The organism is Pseudomonas sp. MWU13-2100, assembly GCF_023242365.1.
Taxonomy (GTDB): domain Bacteria; phylum Pseudomonadota; class Gammaproteobacteria; order Pseudomonadales; family Pseudomonadaceae; genus Aquipseudomonas.
Genome location: NZ_JALLIX010000047.1, coordinates 39,304 through 50,081 on the forward strand (window position 1 = coordinate 39,304; position 10,778 = coordinate 50,081).

Here is a 10,778-nt window from a genome sequence, read left to right on the forward strand (position 1 = left end):
TCAATGACCTCCCGTACGGCGACTACGTCGGGACGACAGTCTGTCGATAAACAGATTCACACCAATGGTCAGGGTGCCGATGGCCAGCGCCGGAATCACGATGGCCGGCGCGCCCTGGTTGAGGCCGCCGATGTTTTCCCGTACCAGGGAACCGAGGTCGGCATCCGGTGGCTGCACCCCCAGACCGAGGAAACTCATGCCGCTGAGCAGCAACACGATAAAGCCGAATCGCAGGCCCAGGTCGGTCAGCACCGGGTTGAGCATGTTCGGCAGGATTTCCACACAAGCGATGTACAACCGACGCTCGCCACGGGTACGGGCTACCTGCACGTACTCCAGCGCCTCGATATTCACCGCCATGCTGCGGGCGATGCGGAAGGCGCCGGGGCAGAAACTCAGGACTGCCGTACAGATCAGCAACGTGACCGAGGAGCCGAACGCTGAAACCATGATCAGCGCCAGCATCTTGCTCGGAATCGAGATAAAGGCGTCCATCAAGCGACTGATCACTTCGTCCAGCCACTTGGGCGACACCACCGACAGCAACGCACAACCGGTGCCCAGGCCACTGGCCAACACTGCGGCAATCAACGCCAGGCCAACGGTGAAACGCGCGCCGACCAGAACACGGCTGAGCATGTCGCGCCCCAGGTAGTCGGTGCCAAACGGGTAAACGGCGCTGATGTTGTCAAAGACATTGTCGGAGACCACTTCGCCCACCGGGTGTGGTGCCAGCCAAGGGCCGAAAATCGCCACCAGCAACCAGATAACGCACATCACGGCCCCGATCAGACCCAGCCAGGCAGGTCCATGGGACACCTTGCCAACCGACAGGTCAGGGGTCGTCGGCGTCGATTTCACAATGAGGTTGTTCATTGGTTTCTCAGCCTCGGATTGGACAGAATCGCGCACAGGTCGGCAATCAGCACCAACCCCAGGTACGCCGTACAAAACAGCATGGTGCAGGCCTGGACCAGCGCCATGTCACGGTTGGTCACGGCATCGACCATCAGGCTGGCGATGCCGGGGTAGTTGAAAATCGTCTCGACAATCACCACTCCGCCCAGCAGATAGGACAGGCTCAGGGCGATGGCATTGGCGATCGGACCGATGGCATTGGGCAAGGCATGGCGCAATACGATGCGCATTGGACTCACGCCTTTGAGCCGAGCCATTTCCACATATGGGCTGTCGAGTTGATCGATCACCGCGGCCCGGGTCATGCGCGCCATTTGCGCGACGATCACACAGCACAGCGTCATCACCGGCAAGGCGTAAGTGCGCAGGAATTGCAGGGGTGAGGTGATGTCACTGGCATAGGACAGCGCCGACAACCAGCCCAGGTTCACCGCAAAAATCAGCACCGCCAGGGTCGCCACCAGAAACTCCGGCACCGCGACCATCGCCAGGGTGACAAAGCTCAGGAAACTGTCGATGCGCCCACCGCGGCCCATGGCCGAACCGATGCCCAGCACCAGGGCCACCGGCACGGACACCAGCGCCGTGGCGGCCGCCAGCATCAAGGTGTTGGGCACCCGACCGGCCATCAATTCGCTGACTGGCATGGCATTGGAAACCGACAATCCCATATCGCCGCTGAGCAGGCTCATCAACCAATGCAGGTAACGCAACACACCCGGCTGATCCAGCCCCAGTTTCAGGCGCAAGGCCGCCACCTGCTCCGGCGTGGCAAACTGTCCCAAAGCCTGTTGCGCCGCATCTCCCGGCAGCACCGCCGTGATGGCGAACACCACCATGGAGACGATCAACAAGGTTACGATCGCGGCGCCCAGGCGCCGGCCGATCAGCCACAGTGTGTTGCTATTCATCGCCCTCTCCTCCTGCAATGCAGCGCTGGCAAACCCCGCGGCAGCCCATCAGGCGTCCAGCCAGACCTGCTCGGCGAACATGTAGCCCATGAACCCGCCCAACGGGTTGCTGCCATAGCCCTTGACGCGCTGGTCGACGGCATCGATGTTGCTGATGAACACCGGGATGCCGATACCACAGTGGTCATGCGTCAGGGTCTGCATGTCCGCGTACATCTTGCTGCGCTTGGCGTCATCGGTTTCAGCACGGGCAAGCATCAGCAACTGGTCGAACTGGTCGTTCTTCCAGCCGGACTCGTTCCACGGCGCGCTCGACTGGAAGAACTGCGAAAACATCACGTCGGCGTTTGGCCGCGGGTTGATGTTGCCGAAGCTCAACGGGTGTTTCATCCAGTGGTTGGACCAGTAGCCGTCACTGGGCAGGCGGTTGACGTCGAGCTTGAGCCCGGCCTGTTTCGCCGATTGCTGCAACAGCACGGCGATGTCCACCGAACCGGTCGCCGCCGGCGAGGCCACCAGCGGCATGCTGATGCTGTCCATGCCGGCTTTCTTCAACAGGAACTTGGCTTTTTCCGGGTCATAGACGGTCTGTGGCAGGTCAGCGTTGTAGTAGCGCGAGCCGGGGGCAATCGGATGGTCGTTACCGACCACGGCAAAACCACGGAACACGGCGGATTTGATCTGCTCGCGGTCCATCAGGTGCTTCATGGCCTGGGTGAATTCCGGACTTTTGCCGGGCATCTGGTCCTGGCGGATGATCAAGTCAGTGTAGTTGCCCGATGGCGCATCCACGACGCGGTGAGTGGCACTGGCCTTGATTCGCGTGGTGGAGCGCGGATTGACCTCGTTGATCATATGCACGTCGCCCGAGAGCAGCGCGTTGACCCGCGAAGGCTCGTCGGCAATGGCAATGAACTCGATCTCGTCCAGGTAAGGCAGGCCCGGTTTCCAGTAGCCGGTATTGCGCGCCGCAATCGAACGCACGCCTGGCTTGAACTCCTTGACCTTGAACGGCCCGGTACCGATGCCTTGATTGAAGTCGGTGGTGCCCTCCGGAACGATCAGCAGGTGCGAGACGGCGAGGATCGATGGCAGTTCGGCGTTGGGCGCGCTCAGGCGGATCTGTACTTCATTGGCAGCGGTGGCCTTGATCTCGGTGAACTGCTCCATCAGCGGCATGACCTTGGAGCCGGTCAGCGGATCCTTGTGCCGCGACAGCGAGAACACCACGTCGGCGGCGCTCAGGGTTTTGCCGTTGTGGAAAGTCACGTCCTTGCGCAGGGTGATGGTCCACAGCGTGGCATCGACGTTGTCGATGCGCTCGGCCAGCTCCAGTTGCGGCACCAGGTGGCTGTCGAAACGGGTCAGGCCGTTGTAGAACATATAGTGACGCGCGTAGTCGGTGGACAGCGCCCCCTTGGCCGGGTCCAGGGTATCGGCGGTGGAACTGGACATGCCGGCGACCCGAATCCGACCACCCGGCTTGCCTTTGCCGGGACTCGCGGCCTCATCGGCAAACAGCTTGCCGGCGGCGCTGAACAGGCTACCGGTGCCTGCGGCGGCCACCCCGGCCACACCGAGCAACTGCAAGGCACTGCGGCGTGACATGCCGCGATTGAGTCCTTCGAATACCCTCAGGCTTTCCTGGCCGGAGATCAGATTGGAGTCGATCTTGTTGTCAGTCATATCAGCTGTACCTGTCGATAATGAGAAGGCTCATGCTCACGGTTGTCCGGAGCGTCTTGAAACGCAAACGACGGTGATGCCACCACTTCAACTCAATGCAAATAGTCCTGGAGCCGGTAATAGGCGCCCACCAGCGGCAAGAACCACGGTTTACCGAAATGCCCGGGAATCGCCGGCCAGTCGAGTTCGCGCCAGGGGTTGGCCTCGACGTTACCGGCCATCACCTCGGCCATCACCTGGCCCATGTGCACCGACATCTGCACCCCATGGCCGCTGTAGCCCATGGAGTGATACACGCCGCCATGCTGGCCGGCACGGGGTAACCGGTCGGACGTCATGTCCACCAGCCCGCCCCAGCAATAGTCGATCTTCACGCCGGCCAACGGCGGGAACATCTGCACCATCGCCGCCCGCAGCACCTTGCCGCTCTTGGCGTCGGAGACGCCGTCGGACATCGCGAACCGCGCACGCCCGCCAAACAGCAGGCGGTTGTCCGGGGTCAGGCGGAAGTAGTTACCGATCATGCGGCTGGTGACATAGGCTCGCCGACCGGGCAGTAACTGCTCGATCAGCGCCTGGGGCAGGACCTCGGTGGCGATCACGAAACTGCCCACCGGCACGATCCGCCGCCGGTACCAGCCCAACCCGCCGTGCTGACAGGCGCCGGTCGCCAGCAGCACCTGCCCGGCGTGCAGAGCCCCCTTGGCGGTGTTGACCTGATAACCGCCGGCCCGGGTTTTCCAGTCCTTCACCGGCGTGTCCTGATAGATCAACGCACCGCGACGTACGGCGGCCTCGGCCAGACCGACACCGAAGCGCCCGACATGCATCTGCACGCCGTTGCGCTGCAGCAGGCCACCGTGGAACTGGGCCGAGTCGACTTCAGCGCGAATCTGCTCGGCAGACAGCAACTCGACATCGGCATCGACTTCCCGGCGAATCAATTCGCAGGTCCGTGCCAGGCCCTCGTAGTGCATCGGCTTGGCGGCCAGTTTGAGCTTGCCGTTTCGCTTGAGGTCGCAAGCGATCTGCTCCTGCTCCACCAGCGAAACCACGCTTTGCACGGCACTCTCGTAGGCTTTGTAATAGGCTCGCGCCCGATCGGCACCGAGGCTGGCGCTCAAGCCGGCGTAATCCTGGGCCACGCCGGTATTGCACTGCCCGCCGTTGCGCCCCGAGGCTTCGCCGATCACCCGCCCGGCCTCCAGCACCACCACACTGGCGCCCTTCGAGGCCAGCGCCCGAGCCGCTGCCAGGCCGGTGAAACCGCCACCGATGACGGCCACGTCGACCTGCCCGGGCAATGCGCCGAGCTGTGCACCGGTAAACGCCGGTGCGGTGTCGAGCCAGTAGGATTCACTGCCCATGTCTGATCCGCCTATGCCAAGAAGACTACCGTTACGACTCAGAGACCGACCAGCGCGGCCAGCCCACCGATGTCGCTGATCTGCTGATAGCCGTAGAAAGCGTTGCCCGGGACTTCGTGGCCACGGGCAACGAAAGCCTTGTTGCGGATCTTCATGTCGTGGGCCGGCATCAGGTCGTAACGGAAGCTCGACGACACATGCAAGATGTCCTCCGGGCCGCAGTTGAGGTTGTCGAGCATGTACTCGAACGCCGCCAGACGCGGTTTGTAGGCCTGTGCCTGTTCGGCGGTAAAGACCTTGTGAAAGGGTGCGCCGAGCTTGTCGACGTTGGACATGATCTGGCTGTCGCTGGCGTTGGAGAAAATCACCAGGGGGATCTTGTCGGCGATTTTCGACAGACCGGCCGGTACGTCCGGGTGCGGGCCCCAGGTCGGCACGGCGTCGTAATACAGCTGGCCTTCGTCACGGTATTCGATGCCCCAACGCTTGCAGGTCCGGGCCAGGGCGGTCTTGAGGATTTCGTCATACGGCCTCCAGTCACCCATGACCTGGTCCAGGCGATAGGCCGAGAAGTCCTTGACGAACTGGTCCATCTGCTCGGGCACGACACGATCGGCGAACAGCTCGCGAGTCATCGTACCCATGTGGAAATTGGTCAGCGTACCGTAGCAGTCGAACGTAATGAATTTGGGACGAAGAAAGCTCATTGAGTGCGGTCCTGAAGTTCGTTGAGGTCATGGCGTGACAAGCATTCGCTCCGTTTCAGGAGCCGTGCTGCGACGCTGCAGCACATCGTCATTACAACACCGTGAAATCAGCAGATGGCGTTAAAAGCGACCTCTGCTCAATACAAACCACCGTTTTGGCACCTCACCTCAGCAGACTTTGCGGGTCGCTCCAGCCTTGGGCAAACCCCGTATTCATGCGCTCTTATGGACCTTTATAGTCCTAACGGACCGCAATGCGCACTGAACCACCGCAGAACCTGCGTCGGGCCGAACGAAAACGGGCGCTTCCCTGAGGAAGCGCCCGTCTGGGTGCAGTTTGAACCCCTGAGGTGCGATGTCGTGCCATGCACTTGTGGCGAGGGAGCTTGCTCCCGTTCGACTGTGAAGCAGTCGCGGAAGCGCCTGACAGGTTTTACTTGAAGCACCGCAGTGGCTGGTTTTGGGGGCGCTTCGCACCCCAGCGGGAGCAAGCTCCCTCGCCACAGGGGGTTATGTTCTGCGCGTTACTGCACGATATCGATCAGCACACTCTTGAAGCGCAAATTGGCCTCGAATGCTTCGCGCCCCAGATCCTTGCCGATCCCGGAACGTTTGTAGCCGCCGGTCGGCAGGATGTAGTCGTTACTGCGTCCGTAACGATTGACCCACACGGTCCCCGCCTCCAGGCGCCGAACCAGGCGCAAGGCGCGATTGAGATCGGCCGTGTGCACACCCGCCGCCAGGCCGTAGGTCGCATGCGAAGCCAGGTTCAGCGCCTGCTCTTCGTCGTCGAACGCCTGCACCGTCAACACCGGGCCAAAAATTTCTTCGCAGACTGCCGGATTCTGGTTATCCAGACCGACCAGCAAGGTCGGCTGGTAATAGGCCCCGCCCAGGCCTTCGAAGAGCCCGCCGCCGCTGAGCACTTCGGCACCGGCCTGGCGCGAGCGCTGGACGATGCCATCAATGCGACTGGCTTGCAGCCGGGAAATGATCGGCGACAGCGTGCTCTCGGACAACCAGGTCGGCCCAGGGCGCAGTTCCTCGAAATACGCCTGCAAGTGGGCAATGAACGGTTCCATGATCGAACGCTGGATCAACAACCGGGAACCGGACACACACACCTGCCCGGCATTTCCGGTAATGGCCAGGGCCACCGTGCGCGCGGTCTTGGCGATATCCGGCACATCGGCGAAAACCAGTTGCGGGCTCTTGCCACCGAGTTCCAGGGTGACCGGTTTCGGACCGACCAGTGCGCAGGTGGACATGATGCTCGAACCGGTCGCGGTGGAGCCGGTGAAGGTCACCTTGCCCACCCGTGGATGCCGACACAACGCGTCGCCGGTGATACGACCATCGCCCTGGATCACATTGAAGATCCCCGCCGGCATGCCCGCCTGCACCGCCAACTCGGCAAAGCGCAGACTGGAGAACGGCGTCAATTCCGACGGCTTGAGGACCACCGCATTACCGGCCGCCAATGCCGGGGCGACTTTCCAGGAGGCCATGCTCAACGGAAAATTCCACGGCGCAATGGCGGCAATCACCCCGTAAGGTTCGGCGATCTGCATGCCCAATCGGTCGGTCTGGGTGGCAGCGACCTGGCCGCCGTGCTTGTCCGCCAACTCGGCAAAGAAGCGAATGCCCTCGGCGACATAGGGAATATCCCAGGCGATCACATCTTTATGCGGGCGGGTCGAGCCCACCGCCTCCAGCGGCGCCAGGACGGCAGCATCAGCTTCGATCAAATCGGCCCAGCGGCGCATGACCCGTGCCCGCTCCCGGGGTGGGCGACTGGCCCAATCGCTGCGATTAAACGCCTGCCAGGCACCCTCGACCGCTTCATCCACCAGATCGACATGGGCAATCGGCAACTGCGCATAGACCTGGCCATCCGAGGGTCGCACAACGTCCAGCCCCGGTTGCGCATCACGGTATTTGCCAGCAATGAAATGAGCGCTGCGCACAGCGATAAGGCAAGGATCGAAGCTATCCATGGAGCACTCCAAAAGAGGGATGGCGAGTCGTGAAGCCAGGCCTCCATCGTAGAAAAAAAACGCAAGCATTTGCTGCCGACCTTGCGCGGCAATTAAGTAGTAAGTGTGGTCTGCGGGTCTTGGGCGCGGGGAATCTGCCGAATGCTCCGGGCCCTCTTGCCAGGCCTTCACGCAGATGGGATACAGGCAGCCTCGTGCCGCAAAACCGCTCGCTCATGCACACTGTTTAACGGAGACTCGCCATGTCCGCCCCACAACCTGTTGCTTATCTCTATCGCCCGATGACAGCCGCCGACCTGCCCTCGGCCCATGCCTTGTCCGTGCAACTGAAGTGGCCCCATCGCCTGGACGACTGGGCCATGTTGCAACGGGTCAGCGAAGGCTTCGTGGTCCTGGATGGCGAGCGTCTGATCGGCACGGCATTCGCCTGTCCGCAAGGCAAGTTCGCGACCATCGGCCTGGTGATCGTCAGTGACGACTATCAGGGTCAGGGCATCGGTCGCCAGTTGATGGAACGGGCACTTGAAGCCTGCCGGTCACGTACTCCGATGCTGAACGCCACCCTCGCCGGCGCGCCGCTTTACACCAGCCAGGGCTTTATCGAGTTCGGCCGGATTCAGCAACATCAAGGTCAAGCCCATGTCCCCGCCCCCGAGCCATTGGCCGACGGTGAAGTGTGTCGACCTTTGCACGCAGCCGATCGGACTCGTCAACTGACGCTGGCCAACGCAGCCAGCGGGCTGGACCGCAAAGCCGTGCTCACGGTTCTACAGGATGTGGTCGAGCATTCGGTGGGCATCGAGCGCGACGGACAGTTGCGCGCCTTTGCCCTGCTGCGCCCATTTGGTCGTGGCCGTTGCATCGGCCCGGTGGTCGCCGAAAACCCCGGACAAGCCAAACACCTGATCGCCGCGTTACTGGCCGAGGTGCCGGACGCGTTCGTACGTATCGACATTCCAGCGGACAGTGGCTTGAGCGAGTGGCTGGAATCGGCCGGTCTCAAGCAGGTCGACACCGTGGCGCAAATGGCGCGCGGCACACCGCCACAGGCGGCCGACGGCGTCCGCCAGTTCGCACTTGTCACCCAAGCCATCGGTTGACCATCGCGAGCGAAGAACCAGCCGCTATCCCCCTCAACAGCCCATTACCAGGGAGCGTCACCCGCATGTCTGAACCTACCGTTGTGCTTTTGGCTCGCGCTGACGGCAGCCGTGTCACCACGCCTTTCAACACCATGCCCTTGAGCGCCGCCGATCCATTCGGGGAACACCGTCAGATCGCCTACACCGGGACCGACGGTATCTGCGCGGGGATTGTGAGCACAGGCCTGGCACTCGATATCGATGTTTTTCCGCACACGGAAATGATCGTGATCCACGCCGGTAACGTCGTGCTGCAATCCCAGGGCCAGACGTTGAAACTGGGCATCGGCGCGAGCGCGGTGATCGGACGCGGCACGACCTTCCGGTTGCTGGCGCAGCCCGATACCCGCTGGGCCTTCTGTGCCGTCATCGACCCTGCGGCTGAACCGAGACCAGGGCTGACAGCGCTGGACCGGCAAGCGCTGCTCTCGCCTTCGGCCGCCCCGGAAGCCCACATCCTGATCGGCCCCACCCCGCAGTGCAGGTCGGGCAATGCCTTCGAAGACACCAGTACCGACCTGCGCGTCGGCGTCTGGGACTCGACGCCCTACGAACGCCAGGGGCGGGCGCACAAACTCAATGAGCTGATGCACCTGATTGAAGGCAGTGTCACCTTGCAGGCCGCCGATGGTACGAGTTTGACGGTCAACACCGGTGATACGGTATTCGTACCGCAAGGCACACCGTGCGCGTGGAAAAGTACCCGTTATGTACGCAAGTTCTACGCGGTGAAATAGAGCCCCATCTATCGGTGGTGGCGCAGCAAAGGCGCTTTATTGAGGGACGTTTACGAGCGCACAGCGTTGACCTTCGTCCCCCCCCCGACACCGGGAATCTGGAACAGGATTTGATTGAGCATTTGCGCTCGCTTTGGAGCTGGTGGCGGTCGTCAAGCGCTGGGGAAATCGTCGATGGTCCTGCGGTGGATGTTGCCGTCTCGATGCTCACAGGCATGTCCTGGCTGCATCTGGTCACCGCTAACCTGGGGAATCTTGATGACATCGACAATTCGGTCGCGGTGATCGTCAAAGGCCTGAGAGTTCGCTAGCCGGGAGGGGGCCAAGGTTTTTTTCGCCCATAACGACACTGACAGTTCTTATTAGCTTTATCGCACGTCCAACCGCTCATCGTTCTTCGCTGCAAGTTCGTCTTTACGCCAGAGAGTAACGTTCATGAATAGTCGAAAACGTGAGGAGTTTACGGACCTGCGATCCGGACGCTCCTTTGCCGCCAACGTGTCAGCTGCAGTCTTGCTGCTCCTGCTGGCCGTTTGCTCTTTCAGCGACCTGAAGCCCCAGTCCAGCCTGCTCTCACCCGGGGATGCCGGTGAAACCCTGGCCAATAGCGGTATCGCGTTATCGCCTGCTGCTTGGCCAAGCGAAACCTGGTGGACCAGCTTCAACGATGCACAGCTCAACACCTTGGTTGAAGAAGCACTCGCAAATAGATGAGAAGAGACAAGAACAAGAAAGCACCGCCAAGCTAATGCCTGCGGGGCTTTCTGAGAAGGATTGAGAATCCTTGAGAATCGAAAATGGTGCCCGAAGCCGGAATCGAACCGGCACGCCCTTACGAGCGGGGGATTTTAAGTCCCATGCGTCTACCAGTTTCGCCATTCGGGCGGTAGCGCGGTGAAGCGGTCTACGCAGTGGCTTATTTTGCGAGCCAGAGGCCTTCAAAACCTGCCAGCCAACCTGATGCCTGCGCGACAAGGGGACGAATATATACATCCCCACCCGGCGAAGCAAGTTTGCTGACGTCAATTCCCCACGCCACACACATTTCGCAACCATCTGATTTTCAAAGAATTGCCCGGTACCTGGCACGCCTCGAACCAGGACGTCCCCTCAAGAACCCTCCCACCTGGCCAAGTCATTGGATTTCCAAAGGTTGTGCATCAAATTGATATCTGCCTGTAATTATTTCATCACAAAGGGCCGCGATAATGGAACTCAGCCAAAGGATCCGGCCCCATCCCAAAAAGCCCGCACACCAGACTGTGTGAAAACGCAGTCCGCCGCGGTTTAAAGCAAATGCCCCGACTTGTCGG

The 10,778-nt window shown here is 61.4% G+C and carries 10 protein-coding genes and 1 tRNA gene; 4 read left to right on the forward strand and 7 right to left on the reverse strand.

The genetic code is table 11. The annotated features are described in order from the left end of the window. The 6 genes from M5B99_RS25180 to M5B99_RS25205 all read right to left on the reverse strand — a co-directional run bounded on the left by M5B99_RS25180 (position 1) and on the right by M5B99_RS25205 (position 7,586). On the reverse strand, positions 1–876 hold the full coding sequence (locus M5B99_RS25180) for an ABC transporter permease (RefSeq protein WP_248806602.1): 876 nt from the start codon (positions 874–876) through the stop codon (positions 1–3). Then, a complete protein-coding gene (locus M5B99_RS25185) occupies positions 873–1,829 on the reverse strand; it encodes an ABC transporter permease (protein WP_248806603.1) in 957 nt (318 codons plus the stop codon). Before M5B99_RS25185 ends, M5B99_RS25180 begins: the two co-directional genes overlap by 4 nt. A gap of 48 nt (positions 1,830–1,877) precedes the next feature. Further along, positions 1,878–3,515 carry an ABC transporter substrate-binding protein gene (locus M5B99_RS25190; protein ID WP_248806604.1) on the reverse strand — a complete coding sequence of 546 codons (1,638 nt, stop codon included), beginning with the start codon at positions 3,513–3,515 and terminating at the stop codon, positions 1,878–1,880. Between the two features lie 92 nt (positions 3,516–3,607). Next, complete coding sequence (locus tag M5B99_RS25195) at positions 3,608–4,882, reverse strand: NAD(P)/FAD-dependent oxidoreductase (protein ID WP_248806605.1); 1,275 nt, start codon at positions 4,880–4,882, stop codon at positions 3,608–3,610. 38 nt (positions 4,883–4,920) lie between these two features. Next, positions 4,921–5,589 (reverse strand): haloacid dehalogenase type II, encoded by a 669-nt coding sequence (locus M5B99_RS25200; RefSeq protein ID WP_248806606.1) that lies wholly within the window; start codon positions 5,587–5,589, stop codon positions 4,921–4,923. A gap of 524 nt (positions 5,590–6,113) precedes the next feature. Then, positions 6,114–7,586: an aldehyde dehydrogenase family protein gene (locus M5B99_RS25205; protein ID WP_248806607.1), complete on the reverse strand. Its 1,473-nt coding sequence runs from the start codon at positions 7,584–7,586 to the stop codon at positions 6,114–6,116. Between the two features lie 242 nt (positions 7,587–7,828). Between M5B99_RS25205 and M5B99_RS25210 the strand changes: the two genes are divergently transcribed. The 4 genes from M5B99_RS25210 to M5B99_RS25225 all read left to right on the forward strand — a co-directional run bounded on the left by M5B99_RS25210 (position 7,829) and on the right by M5B99_RS25225 (position 10,179). Further along, positions 7,829–8,686, forward strand: a complete 858-nt coding sequence (locus tag M5B99_RS25210; protein WP_248806608.1) for a GNAT family N-acetyltransferase — start codon at positions 7,829–7,831, stop codon at positions 8,684–8,686. A 65-nt stretch (positions 8,687–8,751) separates the two neighbouring features. Further along, positions 8,752–9,465 carry a cupin domain-containing protein gene (locus M5B99_RS25215; RefSeq protein WP_248806609.1) on the forward strand — a complete coding sequence of 238 codons (714 nt, stop codon included), beginning with the start codon at positions 8,752–8,754 and terminating at the stop codon, positions 9,463–9,465. Positions 9,466–9,575: 110 nt separating this feature from the next. Continuing rightward, positions 9,576–9,776, forward strand: a complete 201-nt coding sequence (locus tag M5B99_RS25220; protein WP_248806610.1) for a hypothetical protein — start codon at positions 9,576–9,578, stop codon at positions 9,774–9,776. A 124-nt stretch (positions 9,777–9,900) separates the two neighbouring features. Beyond that, positions 9,901–10,179, forward strand: coding sequence for a hypothetical protein (locus M5B99_RS25225; protein WP_248806611.1), 279 nt, complete (start codon positions 9,901–9,903; stop codon positions 10,177–10,179). Between the two features lie 84 nt (positions 10,180–10,263). On the opposite strand, the gene M5B99_RS25230 is transcribed toward M5B99_RS25225, so the two are convergent. Next, positions 10,264–10,350: transfer RNA gene (locus M5B99_RS25230), tRNA-Leu, on the reverse strand. Positions 10,351–10,778: the final 428 nt, after the last annotated feature.